This is a genomic window from Pseudomonas putida (assembly GCF_030159595.1).
GTDB lineage: Bacteria > Pseudomonadota > Gammaproteobacteria > Pseudomonadales > Pseudomonadaceae > Aquipseudomonas > Aquipseudomonas putida_AC.
The window spans coordinates 112,233-138,839 of the sequence record NZ_BSKJ01000009.1; the positions used below are offsets into that span (position 1 = coordinate 112,233).

Genomic DNA, 26,607 nt, shown 5'->3' on the forward strand with positions numbered 1-26,607 from the left:
GCGCGACTCACTCATAACGTAGCGCCTCTGCAGGCTGGGTGCGGGCCGCACGCCAGGCCGGGTACAGGGTGGCGAAGAAACTCAGGACCAGTGCCGCACCGCAGACCATGTACACGTCCTGGGCCTGGATCTGCGACGGCAGGTAATCGATGAAGTACACGTCGGCATTGAGGAACTTGTGCCCGATCAGTTTCTCGATGCCGGCGATCGCCGCGCTCACGTTCAGCGCGGCGACGATCCCGACCACGGCGCCGATCAGGGTACCGATCACCCCGATTACCGTGCCCTGGACCATGAAGATGAGCATGATCTGCCCGGGCGTGGCGCCCAGCGTACGCAAGATGGCAATGTCGCCGCGCTTGTCGTTCACCACCATCACCAGGGTGGAAATGATGTTGAACGCCGCCACCGCCACGATCAGCAGCAACAGCAGGCCGATCATGGCTTTTTCCATGCGGATGGCCTGGTACAGGTTGCCGTGGGTGCGGGTCCAGTCACGGCTGTAGTACTCCTGGTCACCCAGTTGCTGGGCAATGTTCCAGGCCACCCGTGGCGCCTGGAACAGGTCGTCGAACTTCAGGCGCAGGCCCTGCACCTGGTCGGGCTTCCAGCGGTGCAGGCGGGACAGGTCGCTGATGTTGGTCAGGCCCAGGTAGCCGTCGATCTCGCCCGCGCCCACATGGAAGGTGCCCACCACGGTGAAGCGCTTCATGCGCGGGAACATGCCGGCCGGCGTCACACTGACCTCGGGGGCGACGAAGGTGAGTTTGTCGCCGATGGCCACACCCAGCTTGGCGGCGGCCTTGTCGCCGATCATGATGCCCCACTCGCCCGGCGCCAGCTGGTCGAGGCGGCCTTGCAGAATGAAGTTGTCGATAATCGACACCTCGCGCTCGCGGGCCGGGTCGATGCCGTTGAGCAGCACCTTCTGCACCTTGCCGTCATGGGTCAGCAGGCCCTGCATCTGGGTGAAGGGCGCTACCGCCACCACCTGCGGATTCTGCTTTACTTGTTGGGCAAGGGCCGGCCAGTTGGCAATCGGCTGGCCGCTCTCCAGCGTGGCATGGGGAATCATGCCCAGCACGCGGGTGCGCATCTCGTGGTCGAAGCCGTTCATCACCGACAGCACCACGATCATCACCACCACGCCCAGGGCGAGGCCGATCATCGAGGTCAGGGAAATGAACGAGACGAAGTGATTACGGCGTTTGGCACGGGTATAACGCGTGCCGATGAATGCGAAAAGAGGTCTGAACATGTCGGGGCTTGTTCGGATGAAAGGGAACGTCCTTGTGGCGAGGCGCCTACGGCGGCTTTACACTCGGACCACCGCCGCTACCTTGGGTTCGCCATGACGACATTAGACGAAGAAGATCGCCGCGAATACTACCGCATCGAAGATCGGATCGCACTTCAAATCAGCCCCCTCAGCGCGGTCGAAGCCCTTGACCCAGATGTATTGCAAGATGATTCCCCGCTGTTCAACCTGCTCAGCGAGCTGCACCTGTCCGACTTCGAGTCGCAGCACCTGCTGCGTCAGTTGAGCGACAAGGACCGCACCCTCGCGGCCTTCCTGCGGGCGCAGAACAAACGCCTCGACCTGCTCAGCGCAGTCATGGCCCAGACCCTGCTCGGCGAAGTAGGCCAGCCTCTGCCGGTGGTGCTTTCCGAGGGCGGTGTCGAATTCGCGCAGGCCACGCAGATTGCCCCAGGCACCCGGGTGAAAGTGAAGATGGTGCTGATGCCGCGCGCCCATGGCTTGCTGCTGCGCGGCAAGATCACCCACTGCGACCCACGCCCCGAAGGTGGCTTCGAGGTTGGCACCGAATTCATCGACATGACCGACGCCCAGCGTCAACTGCTGGCCCGCTATATCCTGCAGCGCCAGCAACAACAACGGCGCCAGCAGCTGGGACAGAACGATCCCGCCTCCTGAGGCCATTTTTCCCCGATTTGAAGGAACGAACGTGACCCTGATCTACGGCCATCGCGGCGCCAAGGGCGAAGCGCCCGAAAACACCCTGACCAGCTTCCGCCAGTGTCTGTCCCACGGCGTTACCCGCTGTGAGCTGGACCTGCACCTGTCAGCCGACAACGAGCTGATGGTCATCCACGACCCCACCCTCAAGCGCACCACTGGCAGGCGCGGCAAGGTGGTCGAGCACCCGGCCGCCGACCTGGTGAAGATCGATGCACGCAACGGCGGCCCGGGCCATGTGCAACCCTGCCCTATCCCGAAACTGGAAGAGCTGTTCGAGAAATGCCCGTTCGAGCACTGGCAGCTGGAGGTGAAAAGCGCTTCGCGCACCCGCGCTGCCACTACCGTGCTGGCGATTCGCGAACTGGCCCAGCAGTACGGCCTGCTGGACAAGGTCACCATCACTTCCAGCTCACGCGAAGTGCTAGGTGCGGCCCTGGAGCTGGTGCCGGACGTGAAACGCGGACTGGTCGCCGAGTACGCCTGGCTCGACCCATTGAAGGTGGCACAGAACTATGGCTGCGAGATGCTGGCATTGAACTGGACACTGTGCACCCCTGAACGCCTGCTCAAAGCACAGGGCCAGGGTTTGCATGTGTCGGTGTGGACGGTCAACGAACCGGCACTGATGCGCCGGCTCGCGGACTTTGGCGTGGACAGCCTGATTACAGACTTTCCCGGTTTGGCCAAGACCACCCTCGGGTAGGGTTGAATTCGGTCTCTCCGACCGGCTCAGGCCACCGGTCGGAGCCGCTCAAAAAAGCCGGTTCAGGCCGTCGTAGGCAGCTACCCGGTAGGCTTCGGCCATGGTCGGGTAGTTGAACGTGGTGTTGACGAAGTACTTCAGGTTGTTCTGCTCACCCGGCTGGTTCATGATCGCCTGGCCGATGTGGACGATTTCCGAAGCCTGGTAGCCGAAGCAGTGCACGCCGAGGATTTCCAGGGTTTCACGGTGGAACAGGATCTTCAGCATGCCCTGCGGCTCGCCGGCGATCTGCGCACGCGCCATGCCCTTGAAGAAGGCCTTGCCCACTTCGTACGGCACCTTGGCCTGGGTCAGTTCCTGCTCGTTCTTGCCGATCGAGCTGATTTCCGGAATGGTGTAGATGCCGGTCGGTACGTCGTTGACGAAGCGCCAGCTGCCATTGTCGACGATGCTGCCAGCGGCCGAGCGGCCCTGGTCATGGGCGGCACTGGCCAGGCTCGGCCAGCCGATCACGTCGCCGGCACCGTAGATGTTCGGCACGCTGGTACGGTAGGCCTGGTCGACCTCGATCTGACCACGGCTGTTGACCTTGATACCAATGTTCTCCAGGCCCAGCTTGTCGGTGTTGCCGGTACGGCCGTTGCACCACAGCAGGGCGTCGGCCTTGATCTTCTTGCCCGACTTCAGGTGCAGGATCACCCCGTTGTCCAAGCCTTCGACGCGCTCGTACTCTTCGTTGTGACGCACGGTGATGTTGTTGTTGCTGAAGTGGTAGCTCAGTGCCTGGGAGATTTCCGAATCCAGGAAGCTCAGCAGCTGGCCGCGGTTGTCCACCAGTTCTACCAGCACGCCCAGGCCGCTGAAGATCGAAGCGTATTCGCAACCGATCACGCCGGCACCGTACACGATCAGCTTGCGCGGGGTGTGGCTGAGGCTGAGGATGGTGTCGCTGTCGTAGACGCGTGGGTGGTGGAAGTCGATGTCGGCCGGGCGGTAAGGGCGCGAGCCGGTGGCAATGATGATGTGCTTGGCGTTGAGTTTTTCCACCACACCGTTCGGGCACACCACTTCGACGGTTTGCTCGTCGGCGAAGCTGCCAGTGCCGAAGAACACGTCAACGCGGTTGCGGGCGTAGTAGCCGGTGCGCGAGGCAACCTGCTTGGAAATGACCTTCTCGGCGCTTTTCAGCACATCCGGGAACGAGAACCAGCGCGGCTCACCGATGGCACGGAACATCGGGTTGGTGTTGAACTGCATGATCTGCCGCACCGAGTGACGCAGTGCCTTGGACGGGATGGTACCCAAGTGGGTGCAGTTGCCACCGACCTGGCGACGGTCATCGACCATCGCTACCTTGCGCCCTGCTTTGGCGGCGTTCATTGCCGCGCCTTCACCGGCCGGGCCGGAACCCAGCACCACTACGTCGTAGTTGTAGACAGCCATGCGTACTCCTTCAGAACTGGCCCGCAAGCCACGGTCGCTCGCGGGGCGCGATCATGCCGCCGGGGCGTCATGAGAAAATTCGGGTGCAGTCTAATCAAGCGTGAACGCCGCGCACATTAACCCTTGGTCGCGTCGTAGGCCAATTTCGCCCGCACTACATATGGTTCACCCATTCCCTGGCGGCAATCATCCCTGCCTGCGCTTTCAATCGCCTTTCACTGCCCATTCGAATGCGGGCGTAGCTCGGGAGACGAAGCCACCCTCGGCCCGAGTCACCAATACCGCAGCCAGGTCATGCGCCACGGCAAAGTCCCAGCCACGTTCAGGGCCAAGGATCAGCAGTAGCGTCGAATAACCGTCTGCCTGCAGCGCTGAGGCGTCGAGCACGGTGACGGCAGCCAGGTCGTGTTGCACCGGGCGCCCGAGGCGGGCATCGAAGGTGTGTGAATAGCGCCGGCCATTCTGCTCGAAATAGTGCCGATAGTCACCCGAGGTTGATACTGAAAGGCCATTGACCGGGATGATCTGGCGTGCAATCTGGCGGTCTTCGCGGGGCAGCTCCAGGGCAATGTGCCAAGGGCTGCCATCGGGTTTGCGGCCAACCGCCTTCAGCTCGCCAGTGGCCTCGGCGACAAAGCTGGTTACGCCCATGGCTTGCAGGCGTGCAGCGATCAGGTCGACGGCATGGCCGGCGGCGATGCTGTTGAAGTCGAGCTGCACCGGGGCGTCCTTGCACAGGGCCTGGCCTTCGATACGCAAGTGGCGATAGCCCACGCGCTGACGAACCTGAGCCAACGCTTGCGGGTCCGGCACCTGCTCGTGGCGGGCCTGGGGGCCGAAGCCCCACAGGTCGAGCAAGGGCTCGACGGTGAGGTCGAAGGCACCGTCGCTCTGCTCGGCAAGGTGCTGGCCGAGCTTGACCAGTTCGAGCATGTCGGATGGCAGGGCCAGGCACTGGTCGGCCGGCAACTGGTTGAACTGGCTGACGATGGAATCGCCGCGGTAGGTCGAGTACTGGTGGTCGATGTCGCCCAGGATGCTTTCGACCGCTGCCTGTACCTGGGCCGGCGCCGGGCCATCGGGCTCGCGGACGTACTGGATGCTGTAGCTGCTGCCCATGGTCGGGCCGCCCAGGCGCTCCAGCGTGGGGCCTTGGTTGCAGCCGGCGAGCAGCATGAGGGTGAGCAATAGAGCTGTGCGCAAGGTTCAGGTTCTCGGTTGCCTGCACTGGCTTGCCGGCGATGAGGCCAGTACAGACACAGTAAATGCCCGATCAGTTCTTCAGGCAAAAAAAACGGGAACCCGAAGGTTCCCGTTTTTTCATTGCCTTACAAGCGAATCAGCGTGGAAACGCTGGCGGGTTCACACCGGCCATGTCTTCCATCACGCGAACCACCTGGCAGCTGTAACCGAATTCGTTGTCGTACCAGACGTACAACACAACGCGGTTATCGTTGGCGATGGTGGCTTCGGCGTCAACCACACCGGCGTGGCGCGAGCCCACGAAGTCGGTCGAAACCACTTCCTGCGAGCTGACGTAGTCGATCTGCTTGTGCAGTTCCGAGTGCATGGCGGTCTGGCGCAGGTACTCGTTGATTTCGTCGCGGTTGGTGGCCTTTTCCAGGTTCAGGTTCAGGATGGCCATCGAAACGTTCGGCGTCGGCACACGAATGGCGTTGCCGGTCAGCTTGCCCTTCAGCACTGGCAGTGCCTTGGCAGCAGCAGTGGCGGCGCCGGTTTCGGTGATGACCATGTTCAGCGGCGCGGCACGGCCACGGCGGCTGCCTTTGTGGAAGTTGTCGATCAGGTTCTGGTCGTTGGTGAACGAGTGAACGGTTTCGACGTGGCCATTGATGATGCCGTACTTGTCGTTGACAGCCTTGAGCACCGGCACGATGGCGTTGGTGGTGCAGGAAGCCGCCGAGATGATCTTGTCATCGGCAGCGATGTCACCGTGGTTGATGCCGTGCACGATGTTCTTCAGCGCGCCCTTGCCAGGTGCGGTGAGGATCACGCGGGCAGCGCCCGGGCAAGCCAGGTGCTGGCCCAGGCCGTCGGCATCACGCCATACGCCGGTGTTGTCGACGATCAGCGCGTTGTCGATACCGTACTGGGTGTAGTCGACTTCGCTCGGGCTCTTGGCGTAGATAACCTGGATCAGGTTGCCGTTGGCGGTGATGGTGTTGTTGGCTTCGTCGATGGTGATGGTGCCATCGAATGGGCCGTGCACCGAGTCACGGCGCAGCAGGCTGGCACGCTTGACCAGGTCGTTCTCGGCGCCTTTGCGCACGACGATGGCACGCAGGCGCAGGCCGTCGCCACCACCCGTCTTCTCGATCAGGATGCGCGCCAGCAGGCGGCCGATGCGGCCGAAGCCGTACAGGACAACGTCGGTGCCTTTGCGCGCCGAAGCGTTCTGTTGGCCAACCACCTCAGCCAGCTCTTCACGGACGAACTGCTCGGCAGTGCGGCCATTGCCTTCCTGCTTGAACTTGTTGGCCAGCTTGCCCAGGTCAACCGAAGCGGCGCCCAGTTTCAGCTCGCTCATGGCCTTGAGCAGGGGGAATGTCTCGTGGACGGACAGTTCGGTTTCGTCGGTTTGACGATGACGCGCAAAGCGGTGCGCCTTGAGGATCGAGATAACCGAACGGTTGATCAGGCTACGGCCATAAATCGAGCTCACCACGTTGTTGTTGCGGTAGAGCTGACCGATAAGCGGGATCATCGCTTCAGCCAGGGCTTCACGATCAATCCACTCACCAAGACACTGGTCGGGCTTCTGAGTCACGGGAACCTTCCACATGTAGGGACAGAAAAAAGGGGCTACATTATGACGCCCCGACGCGGAACCGGCAATGAGCGCCTGTCGTAGTGACGCAAGCCAGCATTCACGCCCTTTCGAGCCTGACAGCCGGCACCGTCACCGGTACAATCGGTCTCTTTGCCGCAACGCTTGGAGTGCAATCTCCCGTGTCAGTTCTGCGCCTACCGCACATGTCGGCCACGGCCGGCAAACAAACCTGGGGCAATCTGCCCGGTGCCGCCCTCAGCCTTGCCATCGCCGAGGCCGCCAGCAGCGCTGGCCGCTTCACCCTGCTGCTGACGGCCGACAGCCAGGCCGCCGACCGTCTGGAACAGGAGCTGCGCTTCTTTGCTCCAGACCTGCCGGTGCTGCCGTTCCCCGATTGGGAAACCCTGCCCTACGACCTGTTCTCACCGCACCAGGACATCATTTCCCAGCGCATCGCCAGTCTGTACCGCCTGCCGGAACTGAGCCACGGCATCCTCGTAGTGCCGGTCACCACCGCCCTGCACCGCCTGGCGCCCACGCGCTTTCTGCTGGGCAGCAGCCTGGTGCTGGATGTTGGTCAGACCATCGACGTGGAGCAGATGCGCACGCGCCTGGAAGCCAGTGGCTATCGTTGCGTCGATACCGTCTACGAGCATGGTGAGTTTGCCGTGCGTGGCGCGCTGATCGACCTGTACCCGATGGGCAGCAAGCTGCCCTACCGCATCGACCTGTTCGATGACGAGATCGAGACGCTGCGCACCTTCGACCCCGAAACCCAGCGCTCGATCGACAAGGTGGATTCGGTACGCCTGCTGCCCGCGCGCGAGTTCCCGATGCAGAAAGAGGAAGTGACCCGCTTCAAGGCACGCTTCCGCGAGCGCTTCGACGTCGACTTCCGCCGCAGCGCCATCTTCCAGGACCTGGCCAGCGACATCATCCCCGCCGGCATCGAGTACTACCTGCCGCTGTTCTTCGAAGAGACCTCGACCCTGTTCGACTACCTGCCGGCCGACACCCAGGTGTTCTCGCTGCCCGGTGTGGAACAGGCTGCCGAACACTTCTGGAACGACGTGCGCGGGCGTTACGAAGACCGTCGTGGCGACCTCAGCCGCCCACTGCTGCCGCCGGCCGAGCTGTTCCTGCCGGTCGAGGACTGCTTCGCCCAGCTCAAGCAATGGCCGCGTGTGGTGGTCAGCAGCGAAGACCTCGACCCAGGCGTAGGCCGCGAGCGCTTCCCGGCGCGCGCCTTGCCCAACCTGGCCATCGAGGCCAAGGCCAACCAGCCGCTGGCCGAACTGGCCAACTTCCTTGACCAGTTCCCAGGCCGCGTGCTGTTCACCGCCGAATCGGCAGGCCGCCGCGAAGTACTGCTGGAGCTGCTGGAGCGCCTGAAACTACGCCCACACACCGTCGACGGCTGGGCCGACTTCATTACCGGTAGCGAGCGCCTGGCAATCACCATCGCTCCACTGGACGACGGCCTGCTGCTGGACGACCCAGGCCTGGCCCTGATTGCCGAAAGCCCGTTGTTCGGCCAGCGGGTGATGCAGCGCCGCCGCCGCGACAAGCGTGGTGAAACGGCCAACGACGCCGTCATCAAGAACCTCACCGAGCTGCGCGAAGGCGCACCGGTGGTGCACATCGACCATGGTGTGGGCCGCTACCTGGGCCTGGCCACCCTGGAAATCGACGGTCAGGCCGCCGAGTTCCTTACCTTGGAATACGCCGAGAACGCCAAGCTGTATGTGCCGGTTGCCAACCTGCACCTGATCGCCCGCTACACCGGCAGCGACGATGCCCTGGCACCGCTGCACCGGCTGGGCTCGGAAGCCTGGCAGAAGGCCAAGCGCAAGGCCGCCGAACAGGTGCGCGACGTGGCCGCCGAGCTGCTCGACATCTATGCCCGCCGTGCCGCGCGCAAAGGTTATGCCTTCGCCGACCCGTCCGCCGACTACGCCACTTTCAGTGCCGGCTTCCCGTTCGAAGAAACCCCGGACCAGCAGGCCGCCATCGAGGCCGTGCGCGCCGACATGCTGGCGCCCAAACCAATGGACCGCCTGGTGTGCGGCGACGTGGGCTTCGGCAAGACCGAAGTGGCCATGCGCGCCGCGTTCATCGCCGTGCACAGTGGCCGTCAGGTAGCCGTGCTGGTGCCCACCACCCTGCTTGCCCAGCAGCACTACAACAGTTTCCGCGACCGCTTCGCCGACTGGCCGGTGACCGTGGAAGTGATGAGCCGCTTCAAATCGGCCAAGGAAGTGGCCGCCGCCGCCGCCGACCTGGCTGAAGGCAAGATCGACATTCTCATCGGCACCCACAAGTTGCTGCAGGACGATGTGCGCTTCAAGGACCTGGGCCTGGCCATCATCGACGAAGAGCACCGTTTTGGCGTGCGCCAGAAGGAGCAGCTCAAGGCCCTGCGCAGCGAGGTGGACATTCTCACCCTGACCGCCACGCCCATCCCACGCACGCTGAACATGGCGGTGGCGGGCATGCGCGACCTGTCGATCATCGCCACGCCGCCCGCGCGCCGCCTGTCGGTGCGCACCTTTGTCATGGAGGAGAACAAAAGTACGGTCAAGGAAGCGCTGCTGCGCGAACTGCTGCGCGGTGGCCAGGTGTACTACCTGCACAACGATGTGAAAACCATCGAGAAATGCGCCGCCGACCTCGCCGAACTGGTGCCCGAGGCACGCATCGGCATCGGCCACGGGCAAATGCGCGAGCGCGAGCTGGAACAGGTGATGAGCGACTTCTACCACAAGCGCTTCAACGTGCTGGTGGCCTCGACCATCATCGAAACCGGCATCGACGTGCCCAGCGCCAACACCATCGTCATCGAGCGCGCCGACAAGTTCGGCCTGGCCCAGTTGCACCAGCTGCGTGGCCGGGTCGGCCGCAGCCACCACCAGGCCTACGCCTACCTGCTTACGCCCACCCGGCAAAAAGTCAGCGGCGACGCCGAAAAACGCCTGGAGGCCATCGCCAACACCCAGGACCTGGGCGCTGGTTTCGTGCTGGCCACCAACGACCTGGAAATCCGAGGTGCCGGCGAGCTGCTGGGCGAAGGCCAGAGTGGCCAGATCCAGGCGGTGGGCTTCACCCTGTACATGGAAATGCTCGAACGCGCGGTCAAGGCGATCCGCAAGGGCACCCAACCGAACCTTGAGCAGCCGTTGGGCGGCGGCCCGGAGATCAACCTGCGCCTGCCGGCACTCATCCCCGAGGACTACCTGCCCGACGTGCATGCGCGGCTGATCCTGTACAAGCGCATTGCTTCGGCCGCCGACGAAGAAGGCCTCAAGGACCTGCAGGTGGAAATGATCGACCGCTTCGGCCTGCTGCCGGAGCCGACCAAGAACCTGATGCGCCTGACCTCGCTCAAGCTGCACGCGGAAAAGCTCGGCATCAAGAAAGTCGACGCTGGCCCCAATGGCGGCAAGCTCGAGTTCGAGGCCGAAACCCCGGTCGACCCACTGACCCTGATCAAGCTGATCCAGGGCCAGCCCAAACGCTACAAGTTCGAAGGCGCGACCCAGTTCCGTTTCCTGGTGCCAATGGAACGCCCCGACGAACGCTTCAATACCCTGGAGGCGCTGTTCGAGCGCCTGACCCCACAGCCTGCCTAAGGAAGATCCATGCGTGCCATCCGTAGCCTGACCCTGCTGCTGGCGCTGTTCGCGCCAGCCGCCTTCGCCGAAGGCCTGTATCAGGTTGAAATGATCCTGGTGCGGCAGAACAGCGTGCCCGCCTTCACCAGCCCGTTCGCCCCGGAAAACTGGAGCGCCGGCGCCCCACGCCTGGAAAAGGACGCCGAGCGCCGCCTGGCGCTGGAAGACGAAGCCACCCGCCTGGAAGCCACTGCCGACTACACCGTATTGATGCACAAGGCCTGGCAGCAGCAGGTGAGCAGCGAGCCCAGCCGCATTGCCCTGGGCGAAGGCGCCGAGCAGTTCGGCCACTTCCCCATCGAAGGTAACCTGAGCATCGCCGAAGGCCGCTTCATCACCGTCGACGCCAACTTCTGGGTCAACCAGCTGGACGGCAACGGCAGCGTGCTGCAAAGCGAGCAGTTCAAGCAGAGCAACAGCAACGTCAAGGGCGGCCAGCTGACCTTCCTCGACGGCGGCCACCTGGCCGTGCTGCTGAAGGTGACGCCACCCGGTACGCCGAAAATGCCGGTGATGGACCCGGAGATGATGGAGCAGTGACGTGAGCGAGAGCGATGCGCAGTTCTTTGTGCGGGCGCACAACGGCTGGACTATTTCGTTTGATCGCAAGACCCTGCGGCGCGGTCGGGACTATGCCGATGAAGGCAGAAGCGCGATCGTATCGATCCTGGGCATGACGATCCGCGCTGAGTGTTCAGGCTCCGCGGGCCGCACCTACTACCAGCGCATAACCCTGGACATGACTGAAGATGGCCTGGAATGCGAGGGCAGCTGCACATGCCCCGTAGGTGAGAACTGCAAGCATTGCGCCGCTGCACTTTACCTGCTGGAACAGGGCCCGGATTGCGGCGAAGGCGATCAGGACACCCTGCCCCCACCTGCCGAAACGACCCAGCACTCGCTCGACCTCCCCCCTGAGCTCGCCCACTGGGTCGAAACCCTGGAAGTCCCGACCAAGTCCGCTGAACCCGTCAAGCGCAAAGGCCCCTCGCTCTACTACAGGGTCGTTAACGACCATGGCCTTTGCACGCTCAGCGTATCCAAAGGCACCCGCGAAGCCGATGGCCAGCTGAAGCTGGGGCGTGCCAGCTCGCTGCCTGAAATGCTCTATTACACGCCGCGTTATGTCACAGATGAAGATCTGCGCATCCTCAGGTTGATTGACGCCCTTGCCAATAATTCCAGCATGCCCATCGCAAGACTGGAAGGTAAACAAGGTGCAGAGCTGTATGAATTCGCACTTGCCAGTGGGCGCTTGATGCATGCCGAGAAACAGTTGCCATTAATCCCTGGGCCGACCCTGCAAGCCGAGTTCCGCTGGATGAGGCTTGAGAACGGCAGCTATCGCGGTTCGTGGCACAATGACGAGCGGATGCATGACGTGGCACTGCCGCTCGACCCGCTCTACTACATCGATACTCAAACGGGCATGACTGGCAAGCTTGAGCATGGTCTTGACCCGTTCATTGCCAGCCAACTGGCAAGCGCACCTACGGTGCCCGAACACTTGATCATCCCCCTGAGCCACCGGTTGAATGCGCTGAATCGCCAGGTTCCAACGCCTACAAGCGTACGCAGTGAAGAGATCGACAGTTTTCAACCCAGGCCGCACCTGACGCTGGGCAGCCTCGAATTCAGCGCCTACATGCCCAAGACCGGCCGCATGCAGCGGCAGATGCAGCATCGGGCCGCACTGGCGTTCGACTATGACGGTTTACGCGCCAGCGGCAGCGACGAAAAACCGCTGACCCGCCTGGTCGACAACACCAGCCAGCGCATCCACCGCCAGCCGCAGGCCGAGCAGGCGCTGCGCAAGGTGCTGCGCGACCTGGGCTTCAAGGCCGCCACCCGACAAAGCAAGGCCCTGCCCGACAGCGCCGGCGAAATGTTTCAGCTGCCAGACGACGAAGCCTGGCTGCGCTTTGCCCGCGAAGGCCTGCCGCGCCTGCGCGAGGCCGGGTGGGACATCGACATCCACCGCGATTTCGCCTTCAACCTGCAAGAGGTGGACGACTGGTACGCCACCATCGACGAAGCCCCAGGCCATGAATGGTTCGACCTGGAACTGGGCATCGTGGTCGACGGCCAGCGTCACAGCTTGTTGCCGATCGTGTTGCAACTGCTGCGCAGCAGCCCAGAGCTGCTGCGCCCAAACGAACTGGCCCGGCGCAGTGACGATGAACACCTGCTGATCGACCTGAACCGCGGTCGCCAGGATGCCCCGGCTTTGCGCGTCGCCCTGCCCTACGGCCGCATCAAGGCCGTGATGGGCACCCTGGGCGAGTTGTACCTGCACGAAGACACCGCGGGCCCGGCCCTGCGCATGGAGCGCGCCGACGCCGCGCGCCTGAACGAAATAGAAGGCCTGCCCCTGCACTGGGAAGGTGGCGAGCATGTACGCGATCTGGGCCGCCGCCTGCGCGATGCCCGCGACCTGCAAGTGGCACCGCCCGCCGGGCTGCAGGCCAGCTTGCGTCCCTATCAGCAACAGGGCCTGAACTGGCTGCAGGCACTGCGAGAGATGGGCACAGGCGGCATCCTTGGTGACGACATGGGCTTGGGCAAGACCCTGCAAGCCCTGGCACACCTGCTGCTGGAAAAAGAGTCCGGGCGCCTTGATGCACCGGCCCTGGCAGTCATGCCCACCAGCCTGATACCCAACTGGCTGGACGAAGCCCAGCGCTTTGCCCCCGACCTGCGCGTGCTGGCACTGCATGGACCAGGACGCAGCAAGCATTTTGCCAAGCTGCATGAGTACGACCTGGTCCTGACCACTTACGCCCTGATGCCGCGCGACCTCGAACACCTACGCGCCCAGGCCTGGCATGTACTGGTGCTGGACGAAGCGCAGAACATCAAGAGCAGCAGCAGCAAGGCCGCCCTCGCCGCCTGCGAACTACAGGCCGGCCAGCGCCTGTGCCTCACCGGTACGCCAATGGAAAACAACCTCGGCGAGCTGTGGTCGATCTTCCACTTCCTGATGCCCGGCTGGCTGGGTGACCTCAAACGCTTCAATCAGGACTACCGCACCCCGATAGAACGCCACGGCGACGCCGAGCGCCTGGGCCATTTGGTCACGCGTATCCGCCCGTTCCTGCTGCGCCGCACCAAGGAGCAGGTGGCCACCGAGTTGCCGGCCAAGACCGAGATGGTGCACTGGGTGGAGCTGAGCGACGCCCAGCGCGACACCTACGAGGCCGTGCGGGTGGCGATGGACAAGAAAGTCCGCGACGAAATCGCCCGCAATGGCGCCGCCCGCAGCCAGATCGTCATCCTCGACGCCCTGCTCAAGCTGCGCCAGGTGTGCTGCGACCTGCGCCTGGTCAAGGGCGTGGAGAGCAAGGGCAACCAGGCCGACAAGGGCAAGCTGGGTGCGCTGCTGGAAATGCTCGAAGAACTGCTCAGCGAAGGGCGGCGGGTACTGTTGTTCTCGCAATTCACTTCGATGCTGGCGTTGATCGAGCAGGAGCTGGAAAAGCGCAAGATCCGTTACAGCCTGCTGACCGGTGACACCCGCGACCGGCGCACGCCCGTGCAGCAATTCCAGCAGGGTGACAGCGAAGTGTTCCTGATCAGCCTCAAGGCAGGGGGTGTCGGGCTGAACCTGACAGCTGCGGACACCGTGATCCACTTCGACCCCTGGTGGAACCCGGCCAGCGAAAACCAAGCCACCGACCGCGCCTACCGCATTGGCCAGGACAAGCCGGTGTTCGTGTTCAAGCTGATCACCCGCGGCACGGTGGAAGAGAAGATCCAGTTGCTGCAACAAGAGAAGGCGGCGCTGGCGGCAAGCCTGCTGGATGGCGGGCAGGCCGGGCAATGGCGTATGGGAGATGAAGAAATCGAGGCACTGTTTGCCCCCTTGCCCGGGAAGCGCGGCCGCTGACAGCCAGTTCTGACCGCTTCGCGGGACGAGCCCGCTCCCACAGAAAATGTACAGCCCTCAAGAGCGGTGCAGTCCTGTGGGAGCGGGCTTGTCCCGCGAAGAGGCCGGCACAGTCAATCGATCAACTGCGCCTCGCGCAACGCCCCCAACGCCTCCAGCCAGCGCGGCTGCTGGCGGTAATCGGTCCGCGCAAACCCTTGCCCGCGCATCCGCGCAATCCGCGGCGATGGCTTGACCTTCATGCGTTGCGCCGCACTCAGTGCCAACTCCGCCGCCGCCCGGTCATTGCACACCAGGCCCATGTCACAGCCGGCGCTCAACGCCGCCTCGATACGGCTGGCCGCATCACCCACCACATGCGCACCGGCCATCGACAGGTCATCACTGAAGATCACCCCGTCAAAGCCCAGCTCGCCGCGCAGGATGTCCTGCAGCCAGCGCCGTGAGAAACCGGCTGGCTGGTTGTCGACCTGCGGGTAGATGACATGCGCCGGCATCACCGCCGCCAATTGCCCACTCAGGCGCGAGAACGGCACCAGGTCGGCCTGGCGCAGTTGCTCAAGGCTGCGCTCATCGGTAGGAATGGCCACATGGGAGTCGGCCTCGGCCCAGCCATGCCCTGGGAAGTGCTTGCCGCAGGCGGCCATACCCGCCGCATTCATGCCACGAATGAATGCCCCGGCCAATTGCGTGGCGCGCAGCGGGTCACCCTCGAAAGCGCGGCTGCCAACCACAGCGCTACGCTGGTGGTCCAGATCGAGTACCGGAGCAAAGCTGAGGTCCAGCCCAACCGCCAGCACCTCGGTCGCCATCAGCCAACCGCACTGCTCGGCCAGGTACTCGGCATTGTCATTGTCGGCCAGCGCGCGCATGGCCGGCAGGCGCACAAAGCCCTGGCGCAAGCGCTGCACGCGGCCGCCCTCCTGGTCCACCGCCAGGATCAGGTCGGGGCGTATGGCGCGGATCGACGCGCACAACTCACGCACCTGGCGCGGGCTATCGATGTTGCGGGCAAAGATGATCAGGCCGGCCACTTCGGGCTGGCGCAGCAAGTGACGGTCTTCGGCGGTCAGCCATTTACCGGCGATATCCACCATCAGGGAGCCTTGCAGGCTGACGGTCATGGGTAATCCTTCATTGAAGACTGAATAGAGGCCCACTGGGGGCAGGCGGCTTGTTCGATGCGCACCGGGCAATGGGCCGGCACCCGCTCGAACAGGCTTAGCAAGTCGGTATTACGCAGGCGTATGCAGCCATGGGACAACGCTACGCCCATGGGTTCCGTATCCGGAGTGCCGTGCAGGTAGATAAAGCGGCGGAACGTGTCGACCGCGCCCAGGCGGTTGACGCCAGGTTCGCAGCCGCTGAGCCAGAGGAGGCGGGTGAGGATCCAGTCGCGCTCTGGGTGTTGCGCGTGCAGTTCCGGCGACCACACCTCGCCCGTCCAGCGCCGCCCGACCAATACCGCATTCAGCGGCAGGCCTGCACCAATCTTTGCCCGCACCTGATGCAAGCCACACGGTGTGCACCCCGAGCCCTTGCGCTCGCCGGCACCGTTGCGCGCCGTGGATATTGGCAGGCGCACACGCAACTGGCCACGGGCGAAACCGTACAGGTATTGATCGGCAAGGGAAATGTGCAACAGATCGAGGTCGGGCATGGGCGCTAGCTTAGCCGAAGCGCCCTGCCCCGCCCAGCCTTCAGGCTTTCGCGGTGGTAGCGCTGGCGCTGGTCTTGCTACGCGGGCGCAGCTGGGCGGCGGCCATGGCGTCGTCGGTGACACCACTGTCGGCACGCATGCCAGCGGCCAGGAACGGCACCATCAGCCGCATCACCTGCTCGATCGAGGTATTGATACCAAAGTCGGTCTCGGCAATCGCGCGCAGGGCCTTGATACCGGACATGCTGAAGGCAGCGGCGCCAAGCATGAAGTGCACGCGCCAGAACAGCTCCAGCGGCGGAATACGTGGCGCGGCCTCGTTGACCAGCAGCATGTAGCGGCGGAACACCTTGCCGTACATGTCCTCCAGATAGCGCCTCAGGTGGCCCTGGCTCTGGCTGAAAGCCAGGCCCAGCAGGCGCATGAAGATCGACAGGTCATTGTTGCTGCGTGGCTGCACAGCCAGCGCCTGCTCCACCAGCATTTCCAGCAGCTCTTCAAGGCTGGGCTTTTGTTCAGGCTTGGCCTGACGCCGCTCCAGTTCACGCTCGAGGCTGGCGCAAAACGGGCCGAGGAAGCGCGAGAACACCGCCTGGATCAGTGCCTTCTTGGAGCCGAAGTGATAGTTGACGGCCGCCAGGTTGACCCCGGCCTTGCTGGTAATCAGCCGCAACGAGGTTTCAGCGAACCCCCTTTCCGCGAACAGCTGCTCGGCAGCATCGAGAATGCGTTCAACGGTTTCCGATTGGGCCATGACTACTCCGGGTACTCCGCCAGACAAACAGGTGTTTGAAACATACGTTTCAGACCTGCTTCTGTCAAGGCTCGGTGACCGGGCGGTCGCCATTTAAAAGCGCCAGACGGCCAGCTGCAAGCGCCACCTCTGCTGTTTATTGCGCCTTTTGGCTTGCAGCGCATCCAGTACTGTATATAATCCCAGTCACTGTACAAAAAGACAGAGCGCTCACCATGTTGAAACTGACGCCACGCCAAGCCGAAATTCTCGCGTTCATCAAACGCTGCCTGGAAGACAACGGCTTCCCGCCGACGCGCGCCGAGATCGCTCAGGAGCTGGGCTTCAAATCGCCCAACGCCGCCGAGGAGCACCTCAAGGCCCTCGCCCGCAAGGGCGCGATCGAAATGACTCCGGGCGCCTCCCGCGGTATCCGCATCCCCGGCCTGGAAGCCAAGGTCGAAGAAAGCGGCCTGCCGATCATCGGCCGGGTTGCTGCCGGTGCTCCGATCCTCGCCGAACAGCACATCGAGCAATCCTGCAACATCAGCCCTGCTTTCTTCCACCCCCAGGCCGACTATTTGCTGCGCGTACACGGCATGAGCATGAAGGACGTCGGCATTTTCGACGGCGACCTGCTGGCCGTGCACACTTGCCGCGAAGCCCGTAACGGTCAGATCGTGGTGGCCCGCATCGGCGATGAAGTGACCGTCAAACGCTTCAAGCGTGAAGGCAACAAGGTCTGGTTGCTTGCCGAAAACCCCGAATTCGCCCCCATCGAAGTCGACCTGAAAGAACAGGAACTGGTGATCGAGGGCTTGAGCGTCGGCGTCATTCGCCGCTGATCCAGGAGGCGTCATGCAGCAGTTCATTCACGCACCCGAGCAAGCCCAGTTGCCCCTGTTCGAAGCATTCCTCGCCCAGCCCGTACTGCCAGGCCTGAAAGCCAGTGAGCTGGCGCGCAAGAGCAGCCAACCCGAGCTGTTCAGCGAACTGTCGCTGCGCGGTGCCCCTGGGCACTGCCAAAGCCTGCTGGCACCAGTACTGCGCGAGCTGAGCGAAGAGGACGAGGCCCGCTGGCTGACCCTGATCGCCCCACCTTCCAGCCTGACCCAAGCCTGGTTGCGCGATGCCGGGCTCAACCGTGAACGCATTCTGCTGCTGCAACCTCGCGGCAATCAAAGCCCGCTGCAACTGGCCTGCGAAGCATTGCGCCTGGGCCTCAGCCACACCGTGGTGAGCTGGCTGGGTAGCGTCAATGCCACTGCACGCCAACAATTGCTACGCGCGGCCAGTGCCGGAAACGCACAAAGCCTGAACATCCGCCTCGGCTGATGTTCAGGCTTTGCCTGTCACTTCAAAAAGCCTGATACGCTGCTGCGCCCTCAGTGCAGCACGCGTGGCCCTTCATCACGCTCGAGCTCGCCATCCATCAGGCGACCGGCCATTTGCACGCCCACACTGAGCATGGCCTTGGCCACTTCCACATGCTGGCCCTGCAGGAACACCTTGGCGTCTTCCGAGAAATCCAAGGTTACCAGAGAGCCCTCATCCTCGGCGCGACGCAGTTCGATGCGGCCATCAGGCAACTCGACAATTTCCAGAAACGACGTAGACATAAATGGCAGTTCTCCGCGAAAGGCCAACATTGTATCAGCCGTAGCGGTTATCAGCACTCACTCAACGCGTCGCGGAAACGTCTCACCAAGCCCTTGAGGTTGTTGCGCCAGCTTTCCAGCTCGGCGCGGGACAGCGCAGGATGCTCGGGCTCATCGAGATTGACGGCCTGGATCAAAGGCTGGGTGACGTCGGTTTTTGGCGCTTTCCTGGCGACCGGTGGTCGGAACAAATCGGCATAAGCACCGAGCATTTGCGCCAGCCAGGTTTCGCGCTGACGGGCGATTTCCAACAGCTCAGCCACTTCCGGAATGGCGATACCATTCAGCGCGTCGTCGGCCAGCGCTAGCTCAACCGTTGCCACAACCGGCAAGCGATAGAAACCACCGATTTCATGGCACAAGCCCAGCAGCGCGCCGTACAGGTGGAACAGCGCCGACTCGCGCTCGGCCTGCACAAGACCCTGAGCGTTCATGGCCTGGCTTTGTTCAGCCTTGGCCATGGACTCCAGCGCGAGGCCGGCAAAGAACAGTTTCTGATTGGTGCGGGTATACAGTTCCTGGGCCATTTCAGTGGCCTCCCTAAGGCTGCAAGGCGAGTAAATGCATCATAAATGATTGGGGCCGCAAAGCGGCCCCAATTACTGCACTGAAGAATCAGCGCTTGTCTTCAACCTTCCACGCATTCCCGTCGTAGAACGCCTTCCAACCAGTCGGCTTGCCGTCAACCTCGGACTGCACATACTGCTCCTTGGTCTTGCGGCTGTAACGGATTACCGCCGGCCGGCCTTCCGGGTCTTTCTGCGGCGCTTCGCACAGGAAGTGATACTTCGGGTCGATCTCATGCTTGTGCGGCACGATTTCCAGCACCAACGGCGCACGGGTTTCGCGATTTTTCGGGAACTGACTGGCAGCCAGGAACAACCCCGAAGCGCCGTCACGCAGTACATAAGTGTCGTCGACCTTCTCGCACTTGAGCTCTGGCATGTCCACCTTGTCCATCTTCGGTGGCGCCGCCTCGCCACTCTTGAGCAGCTTGCGGGTGTTCTTGCACGTTGCGTTGGTGCAACCGAAGAACTTGCCGAAACGGCCGGTCTTCAACTGCATCTCGCTGCCGCACTTGTCGCACTCCAGGCTCGGCCCTTCGTAACCCTTGATGCGGTAGCTGCCCTCCTCGATCTCGTAGCCAACGCAATCGGGGTTGTTACCGCAGATGTGCAGCTTGTGCTTCTCATCCAGCAGGTAGGCGTCCATCGCCGTGGCACAGATCGGGCAGCGGTGTTTACCCAGCAGCACGCGGGATTCCGATTCACCCTCGTCATCAGCGGCAATCTCGTCACCCGGCACCAGGTTGACGGTGGCCTTGCAGCGCTCTTTTGGCGGCAGGCTGTAACCCGAGCAACCCAGGAAAACACCCGTGGAAGCGGTGCGGATCATCATCGGCCGGCCACATTCCTTGCACGGAATGTTGGTCATGGTCGGCTGGTTGGCGCGCATGCCGTCTTCGCTGGACTCGGCAGTCTGCAGCTTCTTGCTGAAGTCGCCGTAGAACTCGTCGAGCACGTTCTTCCAGTCACGCTCGCCCTGAGCTACGTCGTCGAGGTTCTCTTCCATGTCGGCGGTAAAGCCGTAGTCCATCAGGTTGGAGAAGCTTTCCGACAGGCGCTCGGTAACGATGTCGCCCATCTTCTCGGAATAGAAGCGGCGGTTATGCAAGGTCACATAACCACGGTCCTGGATGGTCGAGATGATCGCCGCATAGGTCGACGGGCGACCAATGCCGCGCTTTTCCATTTCCTTGACCAGGCTGGCTTCGGTGAAGCGCGCCGGTGGCTTGGTGAAGTGCTGGCTCGGGTCGATCTGGATCAGCTTCAGCGCTTCGCCCTGGACCATTTCCGGCAGTACATCGTCTTCGCCCGGCTTGCTCTGTTGCGGCAGTACGCGGGTATAACCGTCGAACTTGAGGATACGGCCTTTGGCACGCAGCTCGAAGTCGCCTGCAGCCACGGTGACGCTGGTGGACAGGTACTGCGCCGGCGGCATCTGGCAGGCCAGGAACTGGCGCCAGATCAGCTCGTACAGGCGCTCGGCGTCACGCTCCATACCGCTGAGCTTGGTCGGGTGGGTATTCACGTCGGAAGGACGAATCGCTTCGTGCGCTTCCTGGGCGCCTTCCTTGCTGCCGTACACCAGCGGCGCATCCGGCAGGTACTGCTTGCCGAACTCGCGCTCGATGTAGCTGCGCGCCATGTCCAGGGCGTCGGCCGACAGGTTGGTCGAGTCGGTACGCATGTAGGTGATGTAGCCGGCTTCGTACAAGCGCTGGGCCATCATCATGGTTTTCTTCACCCCGAAGCCCAGGCGGTTACTGGCCGCCTGCTGCAGGGTGGAGGTAATGAACGGTGCCGACGGTTTGCTGCTGGTCGGGCGGTCTTCGCGTTTGACCACGCTGTAGCTGGAAGCTTTGAGCTTCTCCAGCGCAGCCATCGCCTGGGCCTCGTTCAGCGGCTTGAAGGCCTCGCCCTTCTCACGCGCCACCTCGAAACGCACCTTGGCGTTCTTGGCGGTACCGAGGTCGGCGTGGATCTCCCAGTATTCTTCCGGGATGAATGCCCGGATTTCGCGCTCGCGCTCCACCACCAGCTTTACCGCCACCGACTGAACACGGCCGGCAGACAGGCCACGCGCAATCTTGGCCCACAGCAGCGGCGAAACCATGTAGCCCACCACACGGTCGAGGAAACGTCGCGCCTGCTGGGCGTTTACCCGGTCGATATCCAGCTCGCCCGGCTGCGAGAAGGCCTCCTGGATGGCCTTCTTGGTAATTTCGTTGAACACCACGCGCTTGTAGCGGGTGTCGTCACCACCGATGGCTTCGCGCAGGTGCCAGGCAATGGCTTCCCCTTCGCGGTCCAAGTCGGTTGCGAGGTAGATGGTGTCGGCATCCTTGGCCAGGCGGCGCAGCTCTTCGATCACCTTTTCCTTGCCAGGCAGGATCTCGTACTTGGCCTTCCAGCCGTGATCCGGGTCGACGCCCATGCGTGCCACCAGTTGGCGGCGAGCCTTTTCTTTCGGCGAAAGGGCAGGTGCCTCACCCGCGGCCTTGCCACGCTTGGCGGCCGGCTCTTTGCTTGCGCTGGCCGAACCGCTGGTGGGGAGGTCTCGGATATGGCCGATACTCGACTTCACCACGTACTGGTTGCCCAGGTACTTGTTGATGGTCTTGGCCTTGGCCGGGGATTCCACAATGACCAGCGATTTGCCCATGGATCGGAGTATTCCTGAATCTGAAGATAAAAAACGCGTCAGGTGCCAGACGCGGCACCGCTATATATAGTGGCAAAAGTGTGAGGTCAAGTTCGAACGATCACGCGGGCGACTTGCCCAGCAACCCAGGCAGCCCCTCTTCGGCCTTGACCAAAGCAAAGCGTGGCACTTGCTCGCCGTCAACCTCGACAGACTCCTGGAACATCGAAAGAGGCCGCACCCAGAAGCTGTAATCACCATACAGGCACTGGTAGAACACCATCCACTCTTCGCTCTCGGAGTGCCGCGCAACGCTGAAGACACGGTACTCAGGCCCTTTGTAATGCCGGTATACGCCTGGTTGTATCTGCATGTTGCCCACCCTCTTGAATAAAACCTGAAAAACAAAAACCGGGGCACAAGGCCCCGGCTGCTGTCCCGCTACGCGATCAGACGCGTTCGAAGACAGTCGTGATACCTTGGCCGAGGCCGACGCACATGGTCGCCACCCCCAGGGTACCGCCATTCTGCTTCATGACGTTGAGCAGGGTGCCGGAAATACGTGCCCCGGAGCAACCGAACGGGTGGCCCAAGGCAATGGCGCCGCCGTGCAGGTTAACCTTCTCATCCATCTTGTCGAGCACTTTCAAATCTTTAAGCACTGGCAAGGCCTGCGCAGCAAAGGCTTCATTGAGCTCGATGAAGTCGATGTCGGCCATGGTCAGACCGGCACGCTTGAGGGCTTTCTGGGTCGACGGCACCGGACCATAGCCCATGATCGCCGGGTCGACACCGGCCACCGCCATCGAGCGGATCACCGCCAATGGCTGGATACCCAGGTCCATGGCGCGCTGGCCGGACATGACGATCATGCACGAAGCGCCATCGGTAATCTGCGACGAGGTACCGGCCGTGACCGTACCGCCTTTCGGATTGAACGCTGGCTTCAGCGACGCCAGGCCTTCGAGGGTGGTTTCCGGGCGAATGGTTTCGTCGAAATCGAACACCTTCAGGAAGCCGTTCTCGTCATAGCCCTGCATCGGGATGATCTCGTCCTTGAACTTGCCTTCGACCGTGGCCTTGTGAGCCAACTGGTGCGAACGCAGGCCGAACAGGTCCTGCTGCTCACGGGTGATGCCGTGCATCTTGCCGAGCATTTCCGCAGTCAGGCCCATCATCCCGGAAGCCTTGGCGGCATGCAAGGACAGGTGCGGGTTAGGGTCGACGCCGTGCATCATGCTGACGTGACCCATGTGCTCCACACCGCCGACCACGAACACATCACCGTTGCCGGTCATGATCGCCTGGGCGGCAGTGTGCAGCGCGCTCATCGACGAGCCACACAGGCGGCTGACAGTCTGTGCCGCAGAAGTGTGCGGGATCGGGGTCATCAGCGAGGCCATGCGGGCGATGTTCCAGCCCTGCTCCAGGGTCTGGTTGACGCAGCCCCAGATCACGTCCTCGACTTCTTTCGGGTCGACCTTGCTGTTGCGTTCCAGCAGCTTGCTGATCAGGTGCGCCGACATGTCTTCGGCGCGGGTATTGCGGTGCATGCCACCCTTGGAGCGGCCCATTGGTGTGCGACCGAAGTCGACAATCACCACGTCTCTTGGATTCAGGCTCATATCAAATCTCTCGCTCTAGCTCGTTGACCGCTCAGTTGAAGAAGCGCTGGCCGTTCTTGGCCATTTCACGCAGCTTCGCAGTCGGGTGGTACAGCGGCCCCAGATCGGCGTACCGATCGGCCAGGGCAACGAATTCGGCCACACCGATCGAGTCGATGTAGCGCAGCGCACCACCGCGGAAGGGAGGGAAACCGATACCGTAGACCAGGCCCATGTCGGCTTCAGCGGCGGTTTCGACGATGCCGTCTTCCAGGCAACGCACGGTCTCCAGGCACAGCGGCACCATCATCCAGTTGATGATGTCTTCGTCAGTGACTTCACGCTGCTCGAAGACGATAGGCTTGAGCACGTCCAGCACGGTGGCGTCGAAAACCTTCTTCGGCTTGCCACGCTTGTCGGTTTCGTAGGCATAAAAGCCCTTGCCGTTCTTCTGGCCCAGGCGATTGGCCTCGTACAGCGCGTCGACGGCCGAGCGGCGCTCGTCCTTCATGCGGTCCGGGAAGCCTTCGGCCATCACGTCGCGGCCGTGGTGGCCGGTATCGATGCCGACCACATCCATCAAGTACGCCGGGCCCATCGGCCAGCCGAACTTCTCCATCACCTTGTCGATGCGCACGAAGTCGACACCGGCGCTGACCAGCTTGGCGAAGCCGCCGAAGTACGGGAACAGCACACGGTTGACCAGGAAGCCCGGGCAATCGTTGACCACGATAGGGTTCTTGCCCATCTTCTTGGCGTAGGCCACGGTGGTGGCGACCGCCACTTCACTGGACTTTTCACCACGGATCACTTCCACCAGCGGCATCATGTGCACCGGGTTGAAGAAGTGCATGCCGACGAAGTTTTCCGGGCGCTTGAGCGCCTTGGCCAGCAGGTTGATAGAGATGGTCGAGGTGTTGGAGGCGAGGATCGCATCGTCCTTCACCTGGCCTTCCACTTCAGCCAGCACGGCCTGCTTCACTTTCGGGTTTTCGACCACGGCTTCGACGACGATGTCGACATTGGCGAAATCGCCATAGGACAGGGTCGGGCGAATGGCGTTGAGTGCCTCGGCCATCTTGGCCGGGGTCAGGCGGCCCTTGTCGACGCGGTTGCCGAGCAACTTGGACGCCTCGTTGAGGCCCAGCTGAATGGCTTCCTCGCGGATGTCCTTCATCAGGATCGGGGTGCCCTTGACCGCCGACTGGTAAGCGATCCCGCCACCCATGATGCCAGCGCCGAGCACGGCAGCCTGCTTCACGTCGTGGGCGATCTCGTCATGCGCCTTGGCTTTGCGCTTGAGTTCCTGATCGTTCAGGAACAAGCCGATGAGGCTTTCGGCAACCGAGGTCTTGGCCAGCTTGGCAAAGCCTGCGGCTTCGACTTCCAGAGCCTTGTCGCGGCCGAAGTTGGCGGCTTTCTGGATGCTCTTGATGGCTTCGACCGGGGCCGGGTAGTTCGGGCCGGCCTGGCCGGCAACGAAGCCCTTGGCAGTCTCGAAGGCCATCATCTGCTCGATGGCATTGAGCTTGAGTTTTTCCAGCTTAGGCTGACGCTTGGCCTTGTAGTCCAGCTCGCCGCTGATGGCGCGCTTGATCAGGTCCAAGGCACCGGCCAGCAGCAGCTCAGGCGCGACCACGGCGTCGACGGCACCCACTTTCAGGGCGTCTTCGGCACGGTTTTCCTTGCCGGAGGCGATCCACTCGATGGCGTTGTCCGAACCGATCAGGCGCGGCAGGCGCACGGTGCCGCCGAAGCCCGGGTAGATACCCAGTTTGACCTCCGGCAGGCCGATCTTGGCGCTGGCGGACATGACCCGGTAGTCGGCGGCCAGGCACATTTCCAGGCCACCGCCCAGAGCGATGCCGTTGATGGCGGCAACGGTCGGCACGTCGAGGTCTTCGAAGGCGTTGAAGATGCGGTTGGCTTCCAGGTTGCCGGCGACCAGTTCGGCCTCGGGCAGCTTGAAGTTGTCGACGAACTCGGTGATGTCGGCGCCGACGATGAACACGTCCTTGCCACTGCTGACGATCACGCCCTTCACCGAGGCGTCGGCCTGGATGGCGTCGACGGCCTGGCGAAGCTCGTTCAGGGTCAGGCGGTTGAACTTGTTGACGGACTCACCCTTGAGGTCGAACTTGAGCTCGACGATGCCACTTTCAAGAGCCTTAACCGTGATGGCTTTACCTTCGTAAATCATCAACTGATCTCCACGATATGGAAGCTGAACTGTACACGCCGATCGCTGCAGCAGAAGCAGGCCTTGCTGCCCTGCCCCAGGCACACCCGTCAGCGCGCGAGTCGGAAGTATGGCTTGGCGTCATGACATACAAACGCTCAATTCATACGCCCGTTTGATTTGGGTGTGCACACATTCTCCGAAAAGATCGACGTTGTCAAATGCTCACGAGCACGGCGAAAACGCGACTTTCCAGTCATTTTGTATCGTCCGGGTACAAAACATGATGACAGTGATCGCCGCCCATTCATGTCAGCGATTGACTACCCGCGATGAAATAATGCTGCGACTTTTGGCTTGCGCGGTAACCCAAGGCGACTACACTGGCACTTGCTTGAGTGAATACCCGGCCTGCCTGGCCTTTTCTGCGCAGCAGAACGCAAAGCGGCGACTTGGCACCCCACCCCTTCAGGGTTCTGCCAAGCCGCCGCTTTGTCGTTCAATGCCATTACAACCGTCACGCAACCCACGGGCGTGTGCCTGGGCAGATTTCAGGCCAGGGTTTCGAGGACGAAGGCAACATCCTGCAACACAGCCGCATCGCCCCGCTCAGTCCAGTACAGCGCGATCATCCGAGCATCGGCCTCGACCTTGTAGACGCTCACCGGCAAGCGCGCCAGGGCATCCATGAAGCGTGGATCTTCACAGGGCTCACGCCACTGGTTCCACCACACCCCCGGGCTGACCTGCCAGAAGCTGAAGCTGTCCACATGCCCACGCCGCCGGGCGCGGTGGTACTGCGGGCAAGGGCTTGGGGGCTCCTTTTCCAGCCAGTGCGGCCATTGCTGCGGCGCCAGCTGCATGGCCAGGCCCATGCGCCGCGCCTCCAGGCGCAGCTTCATCTGCTCGCTCTGTTTGCGCGAGCTGCGCAGCCAGGAAAGCGGGCTGAGAATCAGCGCAAGGATTGACACCACCAGCAATACCGTCATATCAGTAGTTCCCATAAAGCGTTGCAAATGAGCTGGTTAGCCATTTTTCACGGTAGACCCGCCCGAAAGCGACCATACTTCTTCTATCGCGATTGTCAGGAGTAC

The 26,607-nt window shown here is 62.5% G+C and carries 21 protein-coding genes; 7 read left to right on the forward strand and 14 right to left on the reverse strand.

From position 1 onward, the window contains the following. Positions 1-7: 7 nt before the first annotated feature. Positions 8-1,258, reverse strand: coding sequence for a lipoprotein-releasing ABC transporter permease subunit (locus QQL85_RS20015; RefSeq protein WP_284356473.1), 1,251 nt, complete (start codon positions 1,256-1,258; stop codon positions 8-10). 93 nt (positions 1,259-1,351) lie between these two features. On the opposite strand from QQL85_RS20015, the gene QQL85_RS20020 reads away from it, so the two are divergent. Further along, entirely contained in the window at positions 1,352-1,936 is a 585-nt protein-coding gene (locus QQL85_RS20020; protein ID WP_284356474.1) for a PilZ domain-containing protein, read from the forward strand. A gap of 31 nt (positions 1,937-1,967) precedes the next feature. Next, positions 1,968-2,684: a glycerophosphodiester phosphodiesterase gene (locus QQL85_RS20025; RefSeq protein ID WP_284356475.1), complete on the forward strand. Its 717-nt coding sequence runs from the start codon at positions 1,968-1,970 to the stop codon at positions 2,682-2,684. A 48-nt stretch (positions 2,685-2,732) separates the two neighbouring features. Here QQL85_RS20025 and sthA read toward each other — a convergent pair whose 3' ends face one another. The 3 genes from sthA to QQL85_RS20040 form a co-directional block, all read right to left on the reverse strand. Then, positions 2,733-4,127, reverse strand: a complete 1,395-nt coding sequence (sthA, locus tag QQL85_RS20030; protein WP_284356476.1) for a Si-specific NAD(P)(+) transhydrogenase — start codon at positions 4,125-4,127, stop codon at positions 2,733-2,735. A 204-nt stretch (positions 4,128-4,331) separates the two neighbouring features. Beyond that, positions 4,332-5,330, reverse strand: coding sequence for an FAD:protein FMN transferase (locus tag QQL85_RS20035; protein ID WP_284356477.1), 999 nt, complete (start codon positions 5,328-5,330; stop codon positions 4,332-4,334). Positions 5,331-5,466: 136 nt separating this feature from the next. Beyond that, positions 5,467-6,930: a glyceraldehyde-3-phosphate dehydrogenase gene (locus QQL85_RS20040; protein WP_284356478.1), complete on the reverse strand. Its 1,464-nt coding sequence runs from the start codon at positions 6,928-6,930 to the stop codon at positions 5,467-5,469. 167 nt (positions 6,931-7,097) lie between these two features. Between QQL85_RS20040 and mfd the strand changes: the two genes are divergently transcribed. From mfd to QQL85_RS20055, 3 genes are read left to right on the forward strand one after another with little or no spacing between them, the layout of a single operon-like run. Continuing rightward, positions 7,098-10,547, forward strand: coding sequence for a transcription-repair coupling factor (gene mfd / locus QQL85_RS20045; protein ID WP_284356479.1), 3,450 nt, complete (start codon positions 7,098-7,100; stop codon positions 10,545-10,547). Between the two features lie 9 nt (positions 10,548-10,556). Further along, positions 10,557-11,129: a CsiV family protein gene (locus QQL85_RS20050; protein WP_284356480.1), complete on the forward strand. Its 573-nt coding sequence runs from the start codon at positions 10,557-10,559 to the stop codon at positions 11,127-11,129. A 1-nt stretch (position 11,130) separates the two neighbouring features. Continuing rightward, on the forward strand, positions 11,131-14,475 hold the full coding sequence (locus QQL85_RS20055; RefSeq protein WP_284356481.1) for a DEAD/DEAH box helicase: 3,345 nt from the start codon (positions 11,131-11,133) through the stop codon (positions 14,473-14,475). Between the two features lie 113 nt (positions 14,476-14,588). Here the strand turns inward: QQL85_RS20055 and nagZ are convergent, their stop codons facing one another. Genes nagZ through QQL85_RS20070 form a run of 3 tightly spaced genes read right to left on the reverse strand, consistent with a single transcriptional unit; the run spans position 14,589 to position 16,889 of the window. Beyond that, positions 14,589-15,587: a beta-N-acetylhexosaminidase gene (nagZ, locus tag QQL85_RS20060; RefSeq protein ID WP_284356570.1), complete on the reverse strand. Its 999-nt coding sequence runs from the start codon at positions 15,585-15,587 to the stop codon at positions 14,589-14,591. A gap of 8 nt (positions 15,588-15,595) precedes the next feature. Next, the gene (locus QQL85_RS20065) at positions 15,596-16,135 is read right to left on the reverse strand and encodes a L,D-transpeptidase (RefSeq protein ID WP_284356482.1); all 540 of its coding nucleotides are present in this window, start codon (positions 16,133-16,135) and stop codon (positions 15,596-15,598) included. Between the two features lie 40 nt (positions 16,136-16,175). Next, complete coding sequence (locus QQL85_RS20070; protein WP_284356483.1) at positions 16,176-16,889, reverse strand: TetR/AcrR family transcriptional regulator; 714 nt, start codon at positions 16,887-16,889, stop codon at positions 16,176-16,178. A gap of 215 nt (positions 16,890-17,104) precedes the next feature. Here QQL85_RS20070 and lexA point away from each other — a divergent pair, with 215 nt between their 5' ends. Beyond that, the gene (gene lexA, locus QQL85_RS20075) at positions 17,105-17,713 is read left to right on the forward strand and encodes a transcriptional repressor LexA (RefSeq protein WP_284356484.1); all 609 of its coding nucleotides are present in this window, start codon (positions 17,105-17,107) and stop codon (positions 17,711-17,713) included. 13 nt (positions 17,714-17,726) lie between these two features. Beyond that, the gene (gene sulA / locus QQL85_RS20080) at positions 17,727-18,203 is read left to right on the forward strand and encodes an SOS-induced cell division inhibitor SulA (RefSeq protein WP_284356485.1); all 477 of its coding nucleotides are present in this window, start codon (positions 17,727-17,729) and stop codon (positions 18,201-18,203) included. Between the two features lie 50 nt (positions 18,204-18,253). Here the strand turns inward: sulA and QQL85_RS20085 are convergent, their stop codons facing one another. The 7 genes from QQL85_RS20085 to QQL85_RS20115 all read right to left on the reverse strand — a co-directional run bounded on the left by QQL85_RS20085 (position 18,254) and on the right by QQL85_RS20115 (position 26,502). Next, a complete protein-coding gene (locus QQL85_RS20085; protein WP_003248777.1) occupies positions 18,254-18,487 on the reverse strand; it encodes a hypothetical protein in 234 nt (77 codons plus the stop codon). A gap of 50 nt (positions 18,488-18,537) precedes the next feature. Then, positions 18,538-19,053, reverse strand: a complete 516-nt coding sequence (locus QQL85_RS20090; protein ID WP_284356486.1) for a DUF6586 family protein — start codon at positions 19,051-19,053, stop codon at positions 18,538-18,540. Positions 19,054-19,141: 88 nt separating this feature from the next. Beyond that, a complete protein-coding gene (gene topA, locus QQL85_RS20095) occupies positions 19,142-21,751 on the reverse strand; it encodes a type I DNA topoisomerase (RefSeq protein ID WP_284356487.1) in 2,610 nt (869 codons plus the stop codon). Positions 21,752-21,851: 100 nt separating this feature from the next. Beyond that, the gene (locus QQL85_RS20100; RefSeq protein WP_284356488.1) at positions 21,852-22,103 is read right to left on the reverse strand and encodes a DUF1653 domain-containing protein; all 252 of its coding nucleotides are present in this window, start codon (positions 22,101-22,103) and stop codon (positions 21,852-21,854) included. A 76-nt stretch (positions 22,104-22,179) separates the two neighbouring features. Continuing rightward, positions 22,180-23,355, reverse strand: coding sequence for an acetyl-CoA C-acyltransferase FadA (gene fadA / locus QQL85_RS20105; RefSeq protein ID WP_284356489.1), 1,176 nt, complete (start codon positions 23,353-23,355; stop codon positions 22,180-22,182). A 31-nt stretch (positions 23,356-23,386) separates the two neighbouring features. Further along, positions 23,387-25,534 (reverse strand): fatty acid oxidation complex subunit alpha FadB, encoded by a 2,148-nt coding sequence (gene fadB, locus QQL85_RS20110; RefSeq protein WP_284356490.1) that lies wholly within the window; start codon positions 25,532-25,534, stop codon positions 23,387-23,389. Positions 25,535-26,064: 530 nt separating this feature from the next. Beyond that, on the reverse strand, positions 26,065-26,502 hold the full coding sequence (locus tag QQL85_RS20115; protein ID WP_284356491.1) for a hypothetical protein: 438 nt from the start codon (positions 26,500-26,502) through the stop codon (positions 26,065-26,067). Positions 26,503-26,607 lie beyond the last annotated feature (105 nt).

What these genes read in the sequence shown, in the direction of transcription:
- sthA (WP_284356476.1), bottom strand. Translation starts at nt 4,127, where the DNA reads ATGGCTGTCTACAACTACGACGTAGTGGTGCTGGGTTCCGGCCCGGCC.
- lexA (WP_284356484.1), top strand. Translation starts at nt 17,105, where the DNA reads ATGTTGAAACTGACGCCACGCCAAGCCGAAATTCTCGCGTTCATCAAA.
- QQL85_RS20070 (WP_284356483.1), bottom strand. Translation starts at nt 16,889, where the DNA reads ATGGCCCAATCGGAAACCGTTGAACGCATTCTCGATGCTGCCGAGCAG.
- QQL85_RS20015 (WP_284356473.1), bottom strand. Translation starts at nt 1,258, where the DNA reads ATGTTCAGACCTCTTTTCGCATTCATCGGCACGCGTTATACCCGTGCC.
- fadA (WP_284356489.1), bottom strand. Translation starts at nt 23,355, where the DNA reads ATGAGCCTGAATCCAAGAGACGTGGTGATTGTCGACTTCGGTCGCACA.
- fadB (WP_284356490.1), bottom strand. Translation starts at nt 25,534, where the DNA reads ATGATTTACGAAGGTAAAGCCATCACGGTTAAGGCTCTTGAAAGTGGC.
- QQL85_RS20065 (WP_284356482.1), bottom strand. Translation starts at nt 16,135, where the DNA reads ATGCCCGACCTCGATCTGTTGCACATTTCCCTTGCCGATCAATACCTG.
- QQL85_RS20090 (WP_284356486.1), bottom strand. Translation starts at nt 19,053, where the DNA reads ATGGCCCAGGAACTGTATACCCGCACCAATCAGAAACTGTTCTTTGCC.
- sulA (WP_284356485.1), top strand. Translation starts at nt 17,727, where the DNA reads ATGCAGCAGTTCATTCACGCACCCGAGCAAGCCCAGTTGCCCCTGTTC.
- topA (WP_284356487.1), bottom strand. Translation starts at nt 21,751, where the DNA reads ATGGGCAAATCGCTGGTCATTGTGGAATCCCCGGCCAAGGCCAAGACC.
- QQL85_RS20050 (WP_284356480.1), top strand. Translation starts at nt 10,557, where the DNA reads ATGCGTGCCATCCGTAGCCTGACCCTGCTGCTGGCGCTGTTCGCGCCA.
- QQL85_RS20100 (WP_284356488.1), bottom strand. Translation starts at nt 22,103, where the DNA reads ATGCAGATACAACCAGGCGTATACCGGCATTACAAAGGGCCTGAGTAC.
- QQL85_RS20115 (WP_284356491.1), bottom strand. Translation starts at nt 26,502, where the DNA reads ATGACGGTATTGCTGGTGGTGTCAATCCTTGCGCTGATTCTCAGCCCG.
- QQL85_RS20040 (WP_284356478.1), bottom strand. Translation starts at nt 6,930, where the DNA reads ATGTGGAAGGTTCCCGTGACTCAGAAGCCCGACCAGTGTCTTGGTGAG.
- QQL85_RS20020 (WP_284356474.1), top strand. Translation starts at nt 1,352, where the DNA reads ATGACGACATTAGACGAAGAAGATCGCCGCGAATACTACCGCATCGAA.
- QQL85_RS20085 (WP_003248777.1), bottom strand. Translation starts at nt 18,487, where the DNA reads ATGTCTACGTCGTTTCTGGAAATTGTCGAGTTGCCTGATGGCCGCATC.